The sequence below is a fragment of the Streptacidiphilus sp. EB129 genome (assembly GCF_041262645.1).
In the GTDB taxonomy this organism is placed as follows: domain Bacteria; phylum Actinomycetota; class Actinomycetes; order Streptomycetales; family Streptomycetaceae; genus Streptacidiphilus.
In genome coordinates, this window is record NZ_JBGCCS010000005.1 from 1 (window position 1) to 17,782 (window position 17,782).

17 protein-coding genes and 1 riboswitch are annotated in these 17,782 nt (G+C 72.9%); of the genes, 11 read left to right on the forward strand and 6 right to left on the reverse strand.

The genetic code is table 11. The annotated features are described in order from the left end of the window. A partial coding sequence (locus tag ABH925_RS07840) for an NRAMP family divalent metal transporter (protein ID WP_370146383.1) occupies positions 1-911 on the forward strand: 911 nt, incomplete at its 5' end. Positions 912-975: 64 nt separating this feature from the next. On the opposite strand, the gene rsgA is transcribed toward ABH925_RS07840, so the two are convergent. From rsgA to ABH925_RS07855, 3 genes are read right to left on the reverse strand one after another with little or no spacing between them, the layout of a single operon-like run. Further along, positions 976-2,019 (reverse strand): ribosome small subunit-dependent GTPase A, encoded by a 1,044-nt coding sequence (gene rsgA / locus ABH925_RS07845; protein ID WP_370146384.1) that lies wholly within the window; start codon positions 2,017-2,019, stop codon positions 976-978. Between the two features lie 9 nt (positions 2,020-2,028). After that, positions 2,029-3,414, reverse strand: a complete 1,386-nt coding sequence (aroA, locus tag ABH925_RS07850) for a 3-phosphoshikimate 1-carboxyvinyltransferase (protein WP_370146385.1) — start codon at positions 3,412-3,414, stop codon at positions 2,029-2,031. A 38-nt stretch (positions 3,415-3,452) separates the two neighbouring features. Further along, the gene (locus ABH925_RS07855) at positions 3,453-4,166 is read right to left on the reverse strand and encodes a M50 family metallopeptidase (RefSeq protein ID WP_370146386.1); all 714 of its coding nucleotides are present in this window, start codon (positions 4,164-4,166) and stop codon (positions 3,453-3,455) included. A 200-nt stretch (positions 4,167-4,366) separates the two neighbouring features. On the opposite strand from ABH925_RS07855, the gene ABH925_RS07860 reads away from it, so the two are divergent. From ABH925_RS07860 to ABH925_RS07900, 9 genes are all read left to right on the forward strand, one after another. Next, on the forward strand, positions 4,367-5,152 hold the full coding sequence (locus ABH925_RS07860; protein ID WP_370146388.1) for an SOS response-associated peptidase: 786 nt from the start codon (positions 4,367-4,369) through the stop codon (positions 5,150-5,152). Between the two features lie 268 nt (positions 5,153-5,420). Then, complete coding sequence (locus ABH925_RS07865; protein ID WP_370146797.1) at positions 5,421-6,152, forward strand: sigma-70 family RNA polymerase sigma factor; 732 nt, start codon at positions 5,421-5,423, stop codon at positions 6,150-6,152. Next, the gene (rsrA, locus tag ABH925_RS07870) at positions 6,149-6,511 is read left to right on the forward strand and encodes a mycothiol system anti-sigma-R factor (protein WP_370146389.1); all 363 of its coding nucleotides are present in this window, start codon (positions 6,149-6,151) and stop codon (positions 6,509-6,511) included. Before ABH925_RS07865 ends, rsrA begins: the two co-directional genes overlap by 4 nt. 287 nt (positions 6,512-6,798) lie before the next feature. After that, positions 6,799-8,388 (forward strand): HD-GYP domain-containing protein, encoded by a 1,590-nt coding sequence (locus tag ABH925_RS07875; RefSeq protein WP_370146798.1) that lies wholly within the window; start codon positions 6,799-6,801, stop codon positions 8,386-8,388. After that, entirely contained in the window at positions 8,385-9,641 is a 1,257-nt protein-coding gene (locus ABH925_RS07880) for an HD domain-containing protein (protein ID WP_370146392.1), read from the forward strand. Before ABH925_RS07875 ends, ABH925_RS07880 begins: the two co-directional genes overlap by 4 nt. 342 nt (positions 9,642-9,983) lie before the next feature. Next, on the forward strand, positions 9,984-10,940 hold the full coding sequence (locus ABH925_RS07885; RefSeq protein ID WP_370146799.1) for a tetratricopeptide repeat protein: 957 nt from the start codon (positions 9,984-9,986) through the stop codon (positions 10,938-10,940). Positions 10,941-11,072: 132 nt separating this feature from the next. Further along, positions 11,073-11,699, forward strand: a complete 627-nt coding sequence (gene def, locus ABH925_RS07890) for a peptide deformylase (RefSeq protein ID WP_370146393.1) — start codon at positions 11,073-11,075, stop codon at positions 11,697-11,699. Between the two features lie 42 nt (positions 11,700-11,741). Continuing rightward, the gene (locus tag ABH925_RS07895) at positions 11,742-12,134 is read left to right on the forward strand and encodes a vitamin K epoxide reductase family protein (RefSeq protein ID WP_370146394.1); all 393 of its coding nucleotides are present in this window, start codon (positions 11,742-11,744) and stop codon (positions 12,132-12,134) included. A gap of 80 nt (positions 12,135-12,214) precedes the next feature. Then, positions 12,215-12,739 carry a GNAT family N-acetyltransferase gene (locus ABH925_RS07900; protein ID WP_370146395.1) on the forward strand — a complete coding sequence of 175 codons (525 nt, stop codon included), beginning with the start codon at positions 12,215-12,217 and terminating at the stop codon, positions 12,737-12,739. On the opposite strand, the gene ABH925_RS07905 is transcribed toward ABH925_RS07900, so the two are convergent. The 3 genes from ABH925_RS07905 to ABH925_RS07915 all read right to left on the reverse strand — a co-directional run bounded on the left by ABH925_RS07905 (position 12,736) and on the right by ABH925_RS07915 (position 16,956). Continuing rightward, positions 12,736-13,749 (reverse strand): ribonucleotide-diphosphate reductase subunit beta, encoded by a 1,014-nt coding sequence (locus ABH925_RS07905; protein WP_370146396.1) that lies wholly within the window; start codon positions 13,747-13,749, stop codon positions 12,736-12,738. The two genes, ABH925_RS07900 and ABH925_RS07905, sit on opposite strands and share 4 nt — an antisense overlap. Further along, positions 13,749-16,040, reverse strand: a complete 2,292-nt coding sequence (locus ABH925_RS07910) for a ribonucleoside-diphosphate reductase subunit alpha (protein ID WP_370146800.1) — start codon at positions 16,038-16,040, stop codon at positions 13,749-13,751. The genes ABH925_RS07905 and ABH925_RS07910 overlap by 1 nt, the downstream gene beginning before the upstream one ends. Positions 16,041-16,307: 267 nt before the next feature. Next, a riboswitch (cobalamin riboswitch) is annotated at positions 16,308-16,374 on the reverse strand. Positions 16,375-16,443: 69 nt separating this feature from the next. Further along, positions 16,444-16,956 carry a GNAT family N-acetyltransferase gene (locus ABH925_RS07915; protein WP_370146397.1) on the reverse strand — a complete coding sequence of 171 codons (513 nt, stop codon included), beginning with the start codon at positions 16,954-16,956 and terminating at the stop codon, positions 16,444-16,446. A gap of 188 nt (positions 16,957-17,144) precedes the next feature. Here ABH925_RS07915 and ABH925_RS07920 point away from each other — a divergent pair, with 188 nt between their 5' ends. Then, positions 17,145-17,774: a hypothetical protein gene (locus tag ABH925_RS07920; RefSeq protein WP_370146398.1), complete on the forward strand. Its 630-nt coding sequence runs from the start codon at positions 17,145-17,147 to the stop codon at positions 17,772-17,774. Positions 17,775-17,782 lie beyond the last annotated feature (8 nt).

Below are 17,782 nucleotides of genomic sequence, written 5' to 3' on the forward strand. Positions count from 1 at the left end.
GGCAGCTGTTCTTCCAGCAGTCCTACGTCATCGACAAGCGGATCACCCCCCGCTTCATGAAGTACGAGAAGGCCGACCTGTGGATCGGCATCGCCGTCGTCGTCATCGGCGCCGCCGCCCTGATGGGCGCCACCAGCGCCGCCTTCGCCGGCACCAAGGACTTCGGCACCTTCACCGACGCCGCCGGCCTGGCCCACGGCATCCAGGCCCACGCCGGCAAACTCGCCGGCGTCCTGTTCGCCATCGCCCTGCTCGACGCCTCGATCATCGGCGCCTTCGCCGTCTCCCTGTCCACCGCCTACGCCATCGGCGACGTCTTCGGCATGAAGCACTCCCTGCACCGCGGCGTCGGCGGCGCCAAGGGCTTCTACGCCGTCTACGCCGGACTGGTCAGCCTGGCCGCCGCCATCGTGCTCATCCCCGGCTCCCCCCTGGGCCTGCTCACCGAAGGCGTCCAGACCCTCGCCGGCGTCCTGCTCCCCTCCGCCTCGGTATTCCTGCTGCTGCTCTGCAACGACAAGCAGGTCCTCGGCCCCTGGGTCAACGGCCCCAAGACCAACGCCTTCACCGCCGCCGTCGTCGGCGTCCTGGTCACCCTGTCGATCATCCTCACCGCATCGGTGCTCTTCCCCGACATCACCGCCGGCGCCATCCTCGACATCATGGCCACCTGCGGCCTGGCCGGAGTACTCGCCGCCGGCTACGCCCTCACCCGCCGCCGCACCGCCACCAAGGAAGACCCGGTCGACCGCACCGGCCGCGACACCTGGCGCATGCCCCCACTGGAGACCCTCACCAAGCCCGTCATGGCCACCGGCCGCAAGATCGGCATGAGCGCCCTGCGCGGCTACCTGTTCATCGCCATGATCCTGGTCATCATCAAGATCGTCCAGGTCGCCCTCGGACACTGATCCAGGCCGCTGGGGCGGTACCGGGTCTCCCCGGTACCGCCCCAGCGGCCGCGGGGCGCCCCGCTCAGTCGCCCTCGCGGCTCTCGCGGGTGGAGAGCAGCCGGCGCAGCGAGTAGAGCCGGGCCTGCTCGGCGTGGCCGTCGGCGACCCAGGCGTCCAGGGCGCAGTCGGGCTCGTCGTGGCTGCAGGCCCGCGGGCAGCCCTCGGTGCCGGGCACCAGGTCGGGGAAGGCCAGGATCACCCGGGACGGCTCGATGTGGGAGAGGCCGAAGGAGCGGAAGCCCGGGGTGTCGATCACCCAGCCCGGCTCGGCGCCGCGCTCGGCCTTGGGGGCCGGCGGCAGCCGCAGTGCCAGCGCCGAGGTGGTGGTGTGCCGACCCCGGCCGGTGACTGCGTTGACCACCCCGGTGGAGCGCTGGTGCTCCGGGACCAGGGCGTTGACCAGCGTGGTCTTGCCGACGCCGGAGTGGCCGATGAAGACCGTGGCCAGGCCGCGCAAGTGCTCGCGCACCCGCTCCGCGCCCTCGGCGGCGAGGTCGTCGCGGCGGGTGACCACGTGGTCCACGCCCAGCGGGGCGTAGATGTCGAGCAGCGGCTCCGGCGCGGCCAGGTCGGACTTGGTCAGCACCAGCAGCGGCCGCAGGCCCGCGTCGTAGGCGGCGACCAGGCAGCGGTCGATCAGCCGGGCCCGGGGCTCCGGGTCGGCCAGCGCGATGACGATCGCCAGCTGGTCGGCGTTGGCGACGACGATCCGCTCGTAAGGGTCGTCGTCGTCGGCCGTGCGGCGCAGCACCGAGGCGCGTTCCTCGACCCGGACGATGCGGGCGAGCACGCCGGGCTCGCCGGAGAGGTCGCCGACCAGGCCGACCCGGTCGCCGACGACCACGCCCTTGCGGCCCAGCTCGCGGGCCTTCATCGCGGCGATCTCCCGCTCCCGCTTGGTGCCGGCCTCGACCAGGCAGGTGAAGCGGCCCCGGTCGACGGTGAGCACCATGCCCTCGGCGGCGTCCTCATGGGTGGGCCTGGTCCGGGTGCGGGGGCGTGAGCCCCGGCGGGAGGGGCGGGCCCGGATGTCGTCCTCGTCGGCGTCCTCGCCGTAGCGGCGCATGGTGGTGCGTCAGTCCTTCACAGTGCTGGTGGGGTCGAGCAGGTCGGACCAGAGCCCGGGGAAGTCGGGCAGGGTCTTGGCGGTGGTGCCCACATTCTCGACCTGTACGCCCGGAACCGCGAGGCCGATCACCGCGGCGGCGGTGGCCAGCCGGTGGTCCTCGTAGGTGTGGAAGACGCCGCCGTGCAACGGGCGGGGCTTGATCACCAGGCCGTCGGCGGTCTCGGTGACGTCACCGCCTAGGCCGTTGAGCTCGTTGGCGAGGGCGGCCAGCCGGTCGGTCTCGTGGACCCGCAGGTGGGCGATGCCGCTGAGCCGGGACGGCGAGTCGGCCAGCGCGGCGACGGCGGCGATCACCGGCGTCAGCTCGCCGACCTCGTGCAGATCGGCGTCCAGCCCGTGCACCGAGCCGGACCCGGTGAAGCGCAGCCCGTCCTCGGTGAAGGCGCAGGATCCGCCCATCCGGGTGAGCAGCTCGCGCAACTGGTCGCCGGGCTGGCTGGTGTGCCGGGGCCAGTCCCTGATCAGTACGGTGCCGCCGGTGACCAGCGCGGCGGCCAGGAACGGCGCGGCGTTGGACAGGTCGGGCTCCACCACCAGGTCGCGGCCCAGCAGCGCGCCCGGCGCGACCCGCCAGACGTCCGGCTCACCGCCGTCCTCGGGTGCGTCGACCCGGGCTCCGGCGGCTCGCAGCATCTCCACGGTCATCCGGATGTGTGGCAGCGAGGGGACGGTGCCGACCCGGGCGCCGCCCGCGTCGGCGCCGCCGCGGGCCGAGCCCGCGGCGACGTGCCGGACCTCCACGCCCTGCTGGTAGCGCGGTCCGGACAGCAGCAGCGCGCTGACGAACTGCGAGGAGGACGAGGCGTCGACCGTGACCGAGCCGCCGACCAGTCCGCCGGTGCCGTGCACGGTGAGCGGCAGCGCGCCGCGGCCGTCGTCCTCGATCCGGGCGCCGAGACCGCGCAGCGCGGTGATCACGCCGCCGAGCGGGCGCTCGTGCGAACGGGGGTCGCCGTCGAAGTGGACCGGGCCGGTGGCCAGCGCGGCCAGCGGCGGCAGGAAGCGCATCACCGTCCCGGCGTTGCCCACGTCCACCCGGGCCGGACCGTTCAGCGGGGCCGGCAGCACCCGCCAGGCGTCGCCGCCGCCGCTGACCCCGCTGCTGCTGTTGAGGGTGTCCTCGACGCCGATGCCCATCGCCCGCAGCCCGTCGGCCATCAGCAGGCTGTCGCGGCTGCGCAGCGGGCGGCGGACGAAGCCGGGCTGGTCGGCGAGGGCGGCGAGGACCAGGGCGCGATTGGTCGCCGACTTCGATCCGGGGACGGTGACCACCGCGTCGACGGGGTCGGTCGCGGTCGGCGCGGGCCACAGAGGTTCGAGAGAGCCGGTCATGGCCACCGAGCCTATCGCCTCTCCGGAGCCGGACGGCTTCACCGCGTGAGCAGCCAGCGGGCGCCGACGGCCAGTGAGGCGAGCGAGATGACCAGGAAGAACGTCACCCAGAGCAGGGCGGGGACCCCGGTCAGCCGGCCGAGCTGGTCCGCGTCGGAGTCCGGGGCGCCGTTCTGCCGCCGCTTGCGCTGCAGTTCGACCACCGGGCGCACGCCCGCGAGCAGCAGGAACCAGACGCTGAGGTACGCGAAGGCGCCCTGCAACTGCGCACTGCCGAACCAGGACACCGCGAAGCACAGCCCGCCGGTGACCAGCACGGTCACCGCGCCGTAGGCGTTGCGGACCTTGACCAGCACCAGCACCAGCAGCGCGACCACCGCCCAGAGCAGCGCGGTGACGTGCCCGCCGGAGATCAGCCAGGCCCCGCCCAGCCCCAGCAGCGGCGGCGCCGAGTAGCCGGCGGCGGCGGTGAGCACCATCCCCGGCCCGTGCGGCTTGCCGGAGGAGACGGTGAGTCCGGAGGTGTCGGAGTGCAGCTGGATGCCGTGCAGCTTGCGGCGGGTGAGCACGGCGGCCAGGCCGTGCCCGCCCTCGTGCGCGATGGTGACCACGTTGCGGGTGTAGTGCCAGGTCAGATGGGGGGCCACGGCCATCAGGGCGATCACGGCGCTGGCCCACACCACCGCCGCGGACGGCGCGGACTGGACTCCGGTGACCTGGTCCCAGACCTGGCTGATGCTCTGCGGGTGCATGCGGGTGTCTCTCACCTCGTCGGGGACGGCGCGAAGGGGGAAGCCTCGCACGGGAGGACGCGGCAGCGGTAGCCGCCGGTTCGTCCGGCCCGCGCCCGCGCCGGTCCGCGCGCCGCGTCGCCCGGCGCCGTCGCCCGCCGCCGGGCCGTGGCCGCCGACCGGCTGTGGATGCCGGGCGGCCGGGCTGGCAAGGTGGGGGCATGTGCGGTCGATACGCGGCAAGTCGTAAGCCGGAGGACCTGGTCGAGCTGTTCGGGGTGCAGCGGTGGGATCCCACCGAGACGGTGGAGCCGAGCTGGAACACCGCCCCGACCGACCCGGTCTTCGCGGTGCTGGAGCGGGCGGTACGGGACGCGGACCCGCAGCCGGATCCGCGGCCGGTACGGCAGTTGCGGGCGCTGCGCTGGGGGCTGGTGCCGTCCTGGGCGAAGTCCGCCGACGTCGCGGTGAAGATGTTCAACGCGCGGGCCGAGAGCGTCCACGAGAAGCCGGCCTACCGCCACCCCTTCGCCTCGCGCCGCTGCATCGTCCCCGCCGACGGCTACTACGAGTGGCTCACGATGCCGTCGCGACCCGGAACGCCCAGGTCCGCGCTGCGCAAGCAGCCGTACTTCATCACCCCGGCCGACGGCTCGGTGCTGGCGATGGCCGGACTGTACGAGTTCTGGCGCGATCCGCAGATCCGCGAGCAGGACGATCCGGCCGCCTGGTGGTGCACCTGCACCATCGTGACCACCGCGGCGGAACCCGCGCTGGCCCGGATCCACGACCGGATGCCGCTGATGCTGCGCCCCGACTCCTGGGACGACTGGCTGGATCCGTCCCTGACCGACCTGGACGAGGCCCGCGCGCTGCTGGCCCCGCCGCCGCCCGGGCTGCTGGAGGCCCGGCCGGTCTCGGCCGCGGTCGGCAACGTCCGCAACAACGGTCCCGAGCTGACGGCGCGGGTGGAGCCGGAGCCCGAGCCGGAGACCACGCTGTTCTGAACCCCCACGCCGTTCTGAATGTCAAGGCATGCGCACGGATCCGGGAATGACCCCGGCGGCCCGGTGGTTCTCCTCACTGTCGGTATCACAGCGTCAGTGAAAGGCAGCGCTCATGGTTGCAGCCGCATGCCCCGCACGTCCTGAGGGCGCCGCGGAGTCGGTCCTGTCCTGGCCCGAGTGGCCTGTCGCAGGCGATTCGAGCGTGAGCCCGATAGTCTCCCTTGCGAGCAGGTCCGCCACTGTGGGCCGTGCGTTCTTCGCTGAGGAGGTGGGTCCGGTCGCCGGGACCGAGGACGAGACGGGGGCCGCGAGCGAGCCGGTGACGGGCGGTGTGCCCGATGCCGACTTCGAGGGCGACACCTTCCGGGCTGCCGCGGAGGAGACCGAGTCGGAGCGCTCCGCGCGCTTCGAACGGGACGCCTTGGGCTACCTGGACCAGATGTACTCAGCCGCGCTGCGGATGACCCGCAATCCGGCTGACGCCGAGGACCTGTTGCAGGAGACCTTCGCCAAGGCGTTCGCCTCCTTCCACCAGTTCCGTGAGGGCACCAACCTCAAGGCGTGGCTGTACCGAATCCTGACCAACACGTTCATCAACTCGTACCGGAAGAAGCAGCGCGAGCCGCAGCGGACCGGTGCCGAGGAGATCGAGGACTGGCAGCTCGCGCGGGCCGAGTCGCACATGTCGACGGGCCTGCGCTCCGCCGAGGCGGTCGCCCTGGACCACCTCCCGGACAGTGACGTGAAGGACGCCCTGCAGTCGATCCCGGAGGAGTTCCGGATCGCGGTGTATCTCGCGGACGTCGAGGGCTTCGCGTACAAGGAGATTGCCGACATCATGGGGACACCCATCGGTACGGTGATGTCCCGCCTCCACCGGGGTCGCCGTCAGCTGCGCGACCTGCTGGAGGACTACGCCCGCGACCGGGGGCTGGTCCCGGCCGGCAGTGGCGCGGGGACCGGTGTCTCGAAGGACCAGGCGAAAGGCTCGGGGTCATGAGCTGCGGAAACCACCACGACACCGCGTGCAGCGAGGTGCTCGACCATCTCTACGAGTACCTCGACAACGAGATGGGTGAGGGCGACTGCGCCAAGCTGCGCGTGCACTTCGACGAGTGCTCGCCGTGCCTGGAGAAGTACGGGCTGGAGCAGGCCATCAAGGCGCTGGTGAAGCGCTCCTGCGGCTGCGACACCGCACCCAGCGACCTGCGCGGCAAGGTGCTGGCCCGGATCGAGCGGATCCGCGCCGGTCTGCCGGTCGAGGGCGACCTCGTCGGTGACCCGGCGGCGGCGCCCGTGACCTCGGCGCCCCTGACCGCGGCGCCCGCGACGGCTCAGGCGGCGGCGCCGCAGGACTGAGGCGGCGCGGGAGTGCCGGACTGACCATCCCCGTACCTGAAAATCGCTGTACCTGAAAATCTCTGTAAGAACTCGTGGCCCCGGGGCATCAAGCCCTGGGGCCACGGGTATTGACGGCTCGAATCATCTGAGTTTCACCTGATCGTGTGAGTCTGCTCCCACCGAACGCGGCAATTCGGCGACCGGGCGGTTCCGCCCGCTTCAGGGACATATCCTCCGTGACGGGTACCGGGACGAGCGCGGAGGCCGAGATCCATACTCCAGGAGCGGACCCGCCGCGCCGTGCGCTGCCCCCGGTGGCGGCCGGCTTCGTCGCCGTGGTCCTGGTGGCCGCCTTACTCGCCGTGCTGCCGCTCTGCCCGGCGCTGCGCACGGCGCTGCCCTGGGGCGTACTGCTCGGTGGCGACCCGGCCCGGCCGGACCCGGGCGAGTGGTCCCGGGTCGCGGTGCTGGCGCTGCTGTACGCCGGCTGCGATCGGCTGGCGCGCGGCCGGGGGTCCGGCGGTGGCGTGCGGGCGCGTGGTGCGGAACCGGCGCCGGACCCGTTCCAGGGGCCCTGGGCCGCGTACTTCCCGGTGCTGCTGGCGGGGGTGGTGCTGCTGCCGCCGTCCGCCGCCGCGCTGGTGGCGCTGCCCGGGGCGCTGCTGGCGCCCGCCGAACCGCCGCGCACCACCCGGAGGGTGTGGAACGCCGCCCAGTTGGGCCTCGCCTCCTGCACCGCGGCCTGCGTCTTCCACGCCCTGGGCGGCACCGGGCAGCCGGAGCTGACCCGGTTCCCCGGGGTGCTGCTGCCGGCCGGGGCCGCCGCGCTGACCTTCTGCGCCGTCAACGGCCTGCTGGTGGGCGGCATCCTGGCCGCCGCCGAGCCCGGCACGCACCACCGGCTCTGGTCGCACGTGCTGCTGCGCTGCCCGGGCCCGGCCCTGGGCCACGGACTGATAGGACTGATGATGGCGGTGCTGTGGGCGGGGCCCTACGGGGTCTTCGCCGCGGTCCTGCTGCTGCTCCCGCTGACGGTCTCCACCTGGGTGTTCGCCCAGTACCACCTGGAGCACGCCGCGCACCAGGCCACCGTGCGGGCCCTGGTCCAGGCGGTGGAGATCAAGGACGAGTACACCCGGGAACACAGCGAACGGGTCGGCCGGGCCGCCGTGCTGATAGCCCGTGAGCTGCGGATGCGCGAGGACCGGGTGGCCTCGCTGCGGGTCGCCGGCACCCTGCACGACGTGGGGAAGCTCGGTGTGCCCACCCGGGTGCTGCGCAAGGACGGGCCGCTGACCGACGACGAGTACCAGGCGGTCGCGCTGCACCCGGAGTACGGCCACGAGATGGTGCGCGGCATCGGCTTCCTCGGCGAGGCCCGCGACGGCATCCTGCACCACCACGAGCGGGTGGACGGGCGCGGCTACCCGCACGGGCTGGCCGGCGACGCCATCCCGGAGTTCGCCCGGGTGATCGCGGTCGCCGACGCCTTCGACTCGATGACCTCCACCCGTCCCTACCGGCGCGGCCGCCCGCTGAACGAGGCGGTGGCGGAGCTGGAGCGCTGTGCCGGCAGCCAGTTCGACCCGGCGATGGTCGACGCGCTGGTCCGGGCGCTGGACCGACACGGCTGGGAACCGGTCGTGGCGGGGGACGCGTCCGCCCCGGACATCCCGCTCGGCCCGCGTGAACCGTCGGTCCGCTCCGCCGCCGGCGGCAGCGGCCGTCCGATCGGCGCACAGCGGGACCCTGCCGGACAACGGCGCGGCGCGGCCTGCGGCCGGCCCCCGCGCGCCGATCCGCTGCGGGACGATCCGCTGCGGGCTGAGTCGCTGCGGGCTGAGTCGCTACGGGGCGATCCGCTGCGGGATCAGCCGGCGCGGGAGCAGCGGTGAGGGGCTTGGGTACGGCGTCGGCGGTCCGGGCGTCGGCGGGCGCGCTGCTCCTCTGGTCGGCGCTGGCGGTCGCCCTGAACGGGGCCGTCGACCTGCGGGTCGCCGCGGCCTTCGGAGCGTTCATGGTGGTCGGCGAGCTGGTCCGCACCCCCCTGCCGGGGGACCGGCAGCAGGCCCCGCTCGGGGCCGCGGCCGCGCTGGCGTACGCGCTGCTCGGCAGCCTGGGCGGGCTGCGCACGCACCACGGGGTCGCCCAGGTGGTACTGCTCTGCGGTGGCGCGATGCTGCTCGGCCTGCTGCCGTCGCTGGCCGCCGGGGTGCGCCTGGACCCGGACCTGTTCGCCCGGCGGATCCTCACCGTCGCGGTGGCCGCCGCCCTGTTCCAGCCCTGCTACAACAGCGGGATGCTGGACCGGCTGCACCTGCCGGGACCGGTCTACGCGATGCTGCTCACCGGTGACGCCGCCTGCGCGGCACTGGTCGACGTGCTGCTGGCGGCGGCGCTGCGCAGCGAGCGCAGCCGGGTCCCGCCGGGGCGGGCGGTACGGGACGAACTGGCCGCGCTGGTCGGGATCGGCACGGCGATCGTGGCCACCGGGATGGTGGTGAGCCTCGCCGCCGGGGAGATCGGGCTGTGGGCGCTGCCGCTGTTCTCGGCCCCGCTGCTGCTCAGCCAGGTGTCGTTCCGCCGCTACACCGCGATCCTGGCCACCCAGCGGCAGACCGTCGCCTCGCTGGCCCGGGCCACCGAGGTGGCCGGCTACACCCTCCCGGGCCACGCCCGCAGGGTCGCCTCGCTGGCCGGCCGGATCGGCCGGGAGCTGGCACTGGGTGAGCGGGAGCTGCTTCTGCTGGAGTACGCGGCGCTGATGCACGACATCGGCCAGCTCTCCCTGGTGGATCCGGTGCCGGGAGGGGCCACCGCGCTGCTCCCGGTGGCCGAGCAGCGACGGATCGGGCAGTTGGGCAGCGAGGTGATCCGGCAGACCGGCGTACCGCCGCAGGTGGCCGAGACGGTGGCGCTGCTGGCCGAGCCGTACCGGCGGGCGGACGGCCGCCGGGACCCCGGGGTGCCGCGGGCGTCGGCCATCATCCGGGTGGCCAATGCCTTCGACGACCTGGTCTGCGACGACGGCTGTCCGGCCCGGCAGCGCGAGGTGCTGGAGCAACTGCGCCAGGACACCGCGCTGCTGTACGAGCCGGCCGTGGTGGATGCACTCGGTCGGGTGCTGCTGGCCGGAGCGGGCGGATAACCGGCTGGTAGTGAGCGCCGGGAGCGTGCGACATGGTTGGATGCAGGAGAGAGGGTGGGCCGGGGTGTGTGACGGGCCGCGGAGCGGGCATGGAGTCGGGCAGGGGCGGGAGTGCGGGTCGGGGGCGTGCGCATGGCGTCGGGGAGCGCACGGACGTAGCGTGCATCCGGGGCGGCAATCCGATCCGGTGGTCCGACCCCTGGCGGGCAGCAGGCACTCACCGGCCTGGGAACGGGACACGGCACAGCACCGGAACAACGCAGCAGGGCACCGGAACAACGCAGAGCACCGGAAGAACTCAGCCCGGACCGCCGGGTGGAATCGGACGAGTGGCAGGCCGAGGTGAAGATCTTCAATCGGGCACGGCAGCGGCCGTCCGCCACCTGGCGGCAGACGACCGACCGGGCCTTCACGCTCATCGGGAGCGGGCGTTTCGACGACGCCGGCGCCCTGCTGGTCCGCGCCGCCGACCTGGAGCCCTGGCTCTCCGACTCCTGGTTCAACCTGGCGCTGCTGCACAAGTTCCGTCGCGACTGGGAGCAGGCGCGCGCGGCGGGGCTGCGCGCCGTCGCCCTGCTGGACCGCAACCCGGGCGCGCCCGACTGGTGGAACCTGGGCATCGCCGCGACCGCGCTGCAGGACTGGGCGCTGGCCCGGCGCTCCTGGCAGGCGTACGGGCTGCGGCTCGCGCCCGGGGAGGGCCCGGTCAGCCTGGACTTCGGCACCACCCCGGTACGGCTGTCGCCCGAGGGCGAGTCCGAGGTGGTCTGGGGCCGCCGGCTGGACCCGGCCCGGGTCGAGGTGCTGTCCATCCCGCTGCCCTCCTCCGGCCGCCGCTGGGGCGAGGTGGTGCTGCACGACGGCTCGCCGCACGGCGAGCGGGTCGCGGACGGGGTGCCCTACCCGGTGTTCGACGAGATCGAGCTGTGGGCGCCGTCACCGGTGCCGACCTACGTGGTGCTGCTGCAGGCCGAGACCGAGGCGGACCGGGACGCGCTGGAGCGACTGGTCTCCGAGGCCGGGTACGCGGCCGAGGACTGGACCTCGTCGGTGCGGCTGCTGTGCCGGGACTGCTCGGAGAGCCGGATGCCGGCCGACGACGGTCACAGCGAGCACCACGACCCGCACGACAACGGCGAGCTGGGGCATCTGAGCCACCGCAGCGCCGGCGCGCTCTGGATCCCGGAGCGGGAGTGCGGGCTGGCCGCGCCGGCCGACCTGGTCGGGCTGCTGCTGGACCGCTGGGTGGCCGGGCGCCCGGCCGGACGCGCCTACCGGGACCTCGAAGAGGTGTGCTGACCCGCTGTCGCCGGTCACCCTCCGCGTCCGCCGACTGGCTGCCGGCCTGTCCGCAGGGGCCGACTGGTCCCGGCGGGTGAGGGCGAGCCCGTAGGCTTGAGGGGTCCCCGGTACACAGTGAAGGCGAGCGGCATGGCGGAGCAGCAGGTCGAGGAGCAGGTCGAACAGGTCGAGGAGCAGGCCCCGGTGCGGGTGGTCGGCGAGGAGCCGGACACGTCCAAGGGCGCTTTTCGGCCGATCACCGTCGTCGGCAATCCGGTGCTGCACCACCCGTGCGCCACGGTCACCGACTTCGGGGCGGACCTGTCCGCGCTGATCGACGACATGTTCGTGACCATGTACGCGGCGGAGGGCGTGGGCCTGGCCGCCAACCAGATCGGTGTCGCGCAGCGGGTCTTCGTCTACGACTGCCCGGACGACGACGGCGTGCGGCACATCGGCGTCGTGGTGAACCCGGTGCTGGACGAGCTGGACCCGGCCCAGCGCACGCTGGACGAGTCCCCGGAGGGCTGCCTCTCCGTGCCCGGCGCGTACGCCGACCTCGCCCGCCCCGAGTACGCCGTGGTCCGCGGCCAGGACAGGGACGGCAAGGACGTCGTGGTGGAGGGCACCGGCTTCTTCGCGCGCTGCCTGCAGCACGAGACCGACCACCTCAACGGCTACCTCTACATCGACCGGCTGTCCAAGCGGGACCGCAAGGACGCGCTGCGGCAGATGGCGGAGCTGACCCCGCGCTACGAGGTAGTGCCGAACGACTAGCTCCCTCTGCGGGTGGCCGGGACGTGGGTGATCCTGGGAGGCATGGACGCAGCCGACCAGGACGCCCGAACCGGCACCGGAGCGGGCCGGGCGATGACCTGGTTCCTGGTGGTCACCTCACTCCTGGGCTTCGTGGCCTCGTTCACCCTCACCTACGAGCGCTTCAAGCTGCTGACCACCCCGGGGTACACTCCCAGCTGCAGCATCAACCCGATCATCAGCTGCGGCAATGTCATGACCAGATGGCAGGCCGCGCTCTTCGGCTTCCCCAACCCGCTGCTCGGCATCGCCGGTTTCGCGGTCACGCTGACCCTGGCCGTGGGGCTGCCGGCCGGCGCCCGCTACCGGCCCTGGTTCTGGCTGGGCCTGCAGGCGGGGGTCACCGCCGGCCTGGTACTCATCCGCTTCCGGTCCTACTGGCGGACCCTGCTCTGAAATATTCGAGGGTTCCCGCCGGGGTGCTGACCGATACTGGGGCGGATGGGGTGCGTAGTCGGGACGGGGAGTGTGGTGCTGTGGTGTCGCGGATCCGGGTTGCCGAGACCGAGCGGCTGGTGCTGACGCGGCCGCAGCCGGATGACGCGGAGGCGGTGTTCGCGGTGCACGGGGATCCGGAGACGAACCGGTACAACCCGCACGGGCCGATGCGGTCGGTCGAGATGGGCCGGGAGTGGCTGCGGCTCTGGGACGAGGACTGGGCCACGGAGGGCATCGGCTACTGCGCGGTGGCGCTGCGCGGGGATCCCGGAGCCGTCATCGGCTTCGCCGGGACCAAGGTGGTGCTCCTGGAGGGCGAGCGGGTGCTGAACCTCTACTACCGGTTCTCCCCGTCCGTATGGGGCCGGGGGCTGGCCCGGGAGGCCGCGCAGGCCGGACTCGACCTGGGGCGGCCCCGATTCCCGGAGCTGCGGGTGGTGGCGCTGATCAGGCCGGACAACCTGCCCTCGCTGCGGCTGGCCGAACGGCTCGGATTCACTCCGAGCGAGGGCAAGCTGGACGGCGAGGGCAGGCTGATCCACTCCCTGCCGCAGTCGGCCTAGAAGTCGTCGTCGAAGGAGACGGTGCCTTCGACGGCGACCTGGTAGGCGGAGACGCGGCGCTCGAAGAAGTTGGTCAGCTCCTGGACGCCCTGGAGCTCCATGAAGCCGAACGGGTTCTCGGAGCCGTAGCGGACCGGCAGGCCGAGGCGGGTGAGCCGCTGGTCGGCCACGCACTGCAGGTACTCGCGCATGGACTCGGTGTTCATGCCCGGCAGGCCGTCGCCGCAGAGGTCACGGGCGAACTGCAGCTCGGCCTCGACGGCCTCCTCCAGCATCGCTGTGACCTGGGCGCCCAGCTCCTCGTCCCAGAGGTCCGGCTCCTCGGCGCGGACGGTGTCCACCACCTGGAAGGCGAAGTCCATGTGCATGGACTCGTCGCGGAACACCCAGTTGGTGCCGGTGGCGAGACCGTGCAGCAGGCCGCGGGAGCGGAACCAGTACACGTAGGCGAAGGCGCCGTAGAAGAACAGGCCCTCGATGCAGGCCGCGAAGCAGATCAGGTTGAGCAGGAAGCGGCGCCGGTCGGCCTTGGTCTGCAGCGAGTCCAGCTTCTCGACCTGGTCCATCCAGCGGAAGCAGAACTGGGCCTTCTCGCGGATCGAGGGGATGTTCTCCACCGCGGCGAAGGCCGCGTTGCGGTCCTCGGGGTCGGGCAGGTAGGTGTCCAGCAGGGTCAGGTAGAACTGGACGTGCACGGCCTCCTCGAACAGCTGGCGGGAGAGGTAGAGCCGCGCCTCCGGCGAGTTGATGTGCTTGTAGAGGGTCAGCACCAGGTTGTTGGAGACGATCGAGTCGCCGGTGGCGAAGAAGGCGACCAGGCGGCCCAGCAGGTGCCGCTCGTCCGCGCTGAGCTTGGCCAGGTCGGCGACGTCGGAGTGCAGGTCCACCTCCTCGACGGTCCAGGTGTTCTTGATGGCGTTGCGGTAGTGCTCGTAGAAGTCCGGGTAGCGCATCGGACGCAGGGTCAGTTCGAAGCCCGGGTCCAGGAGATTCTTTTCAGGGGTGGTCATTACTGGCAGGCCTCGCAGGACTCGGGGTTCTCCAGGGAGCAGGCGATGATCGCCTCTTCCTCGACGACGGGGACGACGGGGGCGGCAGCGGCGGCCGCGCGGGCGATCCGGGTGGCCGGGCGGGAGCGCAGGTAGTAGGTGGTCTTCAGACCGACCTTCCAGGCGTACGCGTACATCGAGCTCAGCTTGCCGATGGTGGGCGAGGCCAGGAACAGGTTCAGCGACTGGCTCTGGTCCAGGTACGGCATCCGGGCCGCGGCCAGGTCGATCAGCGCGCGCTGCGGCAGCTCCCAGGCGGTGCGGTAGAGCGAGGCAAGCTCGGCCGGCAGGCCGGGGATCTCCTGCGCGCTGCCGTTGGCCTCGCGCAGCGACTCGCGGGTGGCCGCGTTCCACAGCCCGCGCTGCTTGAGGTCGGCCACCAGGTACGGGTTGACCTGAAGGAACTCCCCGCTGAGGGTCTCCCGCTTGAACAGGTTGGAGACCTGCGGCTCGATGCACTCGTAGACTCCGGCGATCGAGGCGATGGTCGCGGTCGGCGCGATGGCGAGCAGCAGCGAGTTGCGCAGACCGGTCACCGCGACGCGCTCGCGCAGTGCCGTCCAGCGGTCGGCCCACTCCGGCCGCACGTCGAAGTGGTCGATGTGCAGCTGTCCGCGCGCGGCCCGGGTCTCCTCGTACGCGACGTGGCGGCCGAGGCGCTCGGCCAGGTCGCAGCTGGTCTCGTAGGCGGCGAGCATGATCCGCTCGGCGATCCGGGTGGAGAGCGCCTTCGCCTCGGCGGAGTCGAAGTCCAGCCGCAGCTTGAAGAAGACGTCCTGAAGGCCCATCACGCCCAGCCCGACCGGGCGCCAGCGGGCGTTGGAGGCGGCGGCCTCGGGGGTCGGGTAGAAGTTGATGTCCACGACCCGGTCGAGGAAGGTCACCGCGGTACGGACGGTGCGGTCCAGCCGCTCCCAGTCGACGTCGCCCGAATCGAGCAGGTGGGCGCCGAGGTTGACCGAGCCGAGGTTGCAGACGGCGGTCTCGCCGTCGTCGGTGACCTCCAGGATCTCGGTGCAGAGGTTCGAGGAGTGCACGGTGCGCCCGGGCAGCGCGGTCTGGTTGGCGGCGCGGTTGGAGGCGTCCTTGAAGGTCATCCAGCCGTTGCCGGTCTGCGCCAGGGTGCGCATCATCCGCGCGTACAGGGTCCGGGCCGGCAGGGTGCGGATGGCCAGCCCGGCCGCCTCGGCCTTGGCGTAGGCGGCGTCGAACTCGGCGCCCCACAGGTCGACCAGCTCGGGCACGTCACCGGGGGAGAAGAGCGACCACTCGGAGTCGGCGTCGACCCGGCGCATGAACTCGTCGGGGATCCAGTGCGCCAGGTTGAGGTTGTGGGTGCGCCGGGCCTCCTCGCCGGTGCTGTCGCGCAGCTCCAGGAACTCCTCGACGTCCGCGTGCCAGGTCTCCAGGTAGACGCAGGCCGCGCCCTTGCGGCGGCCGCCCTGGTTGACCGCGGCGACCGAGGAGTCCAGCGTGCGCAGGAACGGCACGATGCCGTTGGACTGGCCGTTGGTGCCCCGGATCAGGCTGCCCCGGGAGCGGATCCGGCTGTACGACAGGCCGATGCCGCCGGCGTGCTTGCTGAGCCGGGCGATCTGGGCGTAGCGGCTGTAGATCGAGTCCAGCTCGTCCAGCGGGGAGTCCAGCAGGTAGCAGGAGGACATCTGCGGGTGCCGGGTACCGGAGTTGAACAGCGTCGGGGAGGAGGGCAGGTACTCCAGCCGGCTCATCAGCCGGTACAGCTCCGCCACCTCGGTCACGGACGCGCCGTCGCCACCGACCTCAAGCCCGCAGGCCACCCGGAGCATGAACTGCTGGGGGGTCTCGATGACCTGACGGGTGATCGGGTGGCGCAGCAGGTAGCGGGAGTAGAGGGTGCGCAGCCCGAAGTACTCGAAGCGGTCGTCGCCGGCCGGGTCGACGGTGGCGTCCAGTACGGCGGCGTGCGCGGCCACGAAGTCGGCGGTGGCGTCGCCGATCAGGCCCTCGCGGTGGCCGACCGCGACCGAGGCGGCGAAGCCGGTCGACCCCTGCCCGGCGGCCTCCTCGCGGATCTCCTCGGCCAGCAGCCTGGCCGCCAGCCGGGAGTACTGCGGGTCCTCGGCGATCAGGGCGGCGGCGGCCTCGATGGCCAGGCCGCGCAGCTCGGTGTAGTCGGCGACGGAGCTGCGCCCGCGCAGGGCGGCGGCGGCGACCCGGCCGGGGTCGACCTCGGTCAGGTCGGTGGAGCGCTCGGTGAGGGTGCGCAGCAGCGTGGTGCCCGGCGAGCCGGTGGTGCCAGGGGAGTCAGCGGTCCCGGGGTAGTCAACGGTGCCAGGGGAGGCGGGGCTGTCGCCCTGCTGTGGCAGTGCTGCTGTCTCGGTGATGGTCACTGTGCGCTCCTCGTTGGCGGCCGGTCGGCGGCGGGCCGCGGGAGCAGGGGCGCGTCCGGGCGCACGAGGGCAGCACGGGGCGCGTCCCCGGCCCACCCGCGAGGCCCGGACGTGCAGCCCCGGGACTCCCGGGGCGTGCCGTCGGCAGGTACTCGGACTCGCGGGCAGGCCCGCTCACCGCTGCGGGGCAGTCCCGGACTCGCACCGGGTTCCCCTGCGTCGACAGCGAGAGTGAGCATACATGTAGGGGTGCTTCGAGATTGCACCCCTAGATGTTGTGTCCTCAGTGAGGGGAATCACTCGTCAGTTCGACGGCGTACGTCATCAGTTGCAGTCCGGGGATGGGCATCCAGTCCCGCTCCGGCGTCCGCACGAAGCCCAGCCGCTCGTAGATCCGGTGCGCGTGCACCATCTCCGCCTGGGTGGACATCACCACCCGGGGCAGCCCCAGTTCCCGTGCCCGCTCCAGGCAGGCCCGCACCAGCGCCTCGCCCGCGCCCCGGCCCCGGGCCTCCGGGGACACCGCCAGCATCCGGAACTCACCCTCCTGGCCCTCGGCCAGGTCGGCGTACGGCGAGCCGGGCGGGGCGAAGGTGACCGAGCCCAGCAGCGCACCGCTCTCCGGGTCCACCGCGACCAGGAGCTCCGCCCGCTCCGCGCGGTCGCGTCCGTCCCGTAGCCGGGGCTCGTAGTCGCCGCCACGGGAGGTGTGGCCGTCGGCGATGAACGACTCGGCGGTGAGGTGGCCTGCGGCGTCCAGCTCGGAGTCCAGTGCGGGGCGGATGACTATGTCCATACCCGAAAGTCTGCCTGAACGGTGCGGCGCACCTGCTGCGCGGGGCCGTCACTCCGTCGGTTGCCGCCGCCGGGCGGGCCGGCCGGAGCTGTGTCAGATTCGGGTTGTGCCCGATGTGAGCTCTGCCGGATGAGGGCTGTGCCGGATGGACCGACGTGGGCGGCGGCGGGCGGGAGCGGAGGGGTGCGATGGGACTGCGCCGGACGGTGCTGCGGAGGTGCGGGTCGCTGCTGGTCGCGGCGCTGGCCGGGTCGGGTCTGCTGCTCGCCGCGGCGCCGGCGGCCTCGGCCGCCGCCCGGCACTCCCCGGTCCACACGACGCGGGCGCGCAGCTGCGGGGTGGACGCGGGCCGGCTGGGGCGGCCGCCGCTGACGCTGCGGTTGGAGCGGCTGCACCGGGTGTACCGGGTGCGGGGTTCGGGCTGGTCGGCGTTCCGGCTGACGGCGGCGGACCGCCCCGGGGTCCGCTGCGCCGGGGTCCGTCCGGTGCTGGTGTTCGGAACGAAGGCCGGTGGGCTGCGGACCGGCGAGGTGCGGCTGGAGTGGCGGCGGGGCGGTCGCCACGGCCGCTGGGTGCCGGTGCCGATGGTGGAGGGCGAGGGCGCCCTGGCCGGGCAGGTCGGCCCGGCCAGGGGGCTGGCGCCGGCGGCGGGCGGCCGGGTGTCCGTGCTGCTGCGGATGCGGTTCGGAGCGGGCGCGCCCCCCGGCCGCTGGCTGACCATGGCGGTCGGCTACGAACGGGTACGCCTGGCCGGCGTGATGGTCCCGCTGCCGGTCGGCATCACCGATCCGCACTACTTCCGGCTTCGCCGGCAATGAGTTGGGGT

Bases quoted from the DNA above. Each gene is read 5' to 3' on its own strand.
- rsgA (WP_370146384.1), bottom strand. From the start codon at position 2,019: ATGCGCCGCTACGGCGAGGACGCCGACGAGGACGACATCCGGGCCCGC.
- aroA (WP_370146385.1), bottom strand. From the start codon at position 3,414: ATGACCGGCTCTCTCGAACCTCTGTGGCCCGCGCCGACCGCGACCGAC.
- ABH925_RS07855 (WP_370146386.1), bottom strand. From the start codon at position 4,166: ATGCACCCGCAGAGCATCAGCCAGGTCTGGGACCAGGTCACCGGAGTC.
- ABH925_RS07860 (WP_370146388.1), top strand. From the start codon at position 4,367: ATGTGCGGTCGATACGCGGCAAGTCGTAAGCCGGAGGACCTGGTCGAG.
- rsrA (WP_370146389.1), top strand. From the start codon at position 6,149: ATGAGCTGCGGAAACCACCACGACACCGCGTGCAGCGAGGTGCTCGAC.
- def (WP_370146393.1), top strand. From the start codon at position 11,073: ATGGCGGAGCAGCAGGTCGAGGAGCAGGTCGAACAGGTCGAGGAGCAG.
- ABH925_RS07895 (WP_370146394.1), top strand. From the start codon at position 11,742: ATGGACGCAGCCGACCAGGACGCCCGAACCGGCACCGGAGCGGGCCGG.
- ABH925_RS07905 (WP_370146396.1), bottom strand. From the start codon at position 13,749: ATGACCACCCCTGAAAAGAATCTCCTGGACCCGGGCTTCGAACTGACC.
- ABH925_RS07915 (WP_370146397.1), bottom strand. From the start codon at position 16,956: ATGGACATAGTCATCCGCCCCGCACTGGACTCCGAGCTGGACGCCGCA.
- ABH925_RS07920 (WP_370146398.1), top strand. From the start codon at position 17,145: ATGGGACTGCGCCGGACGGTGCTGCGGAGGTGCGGGTCGCTGCTGGTC.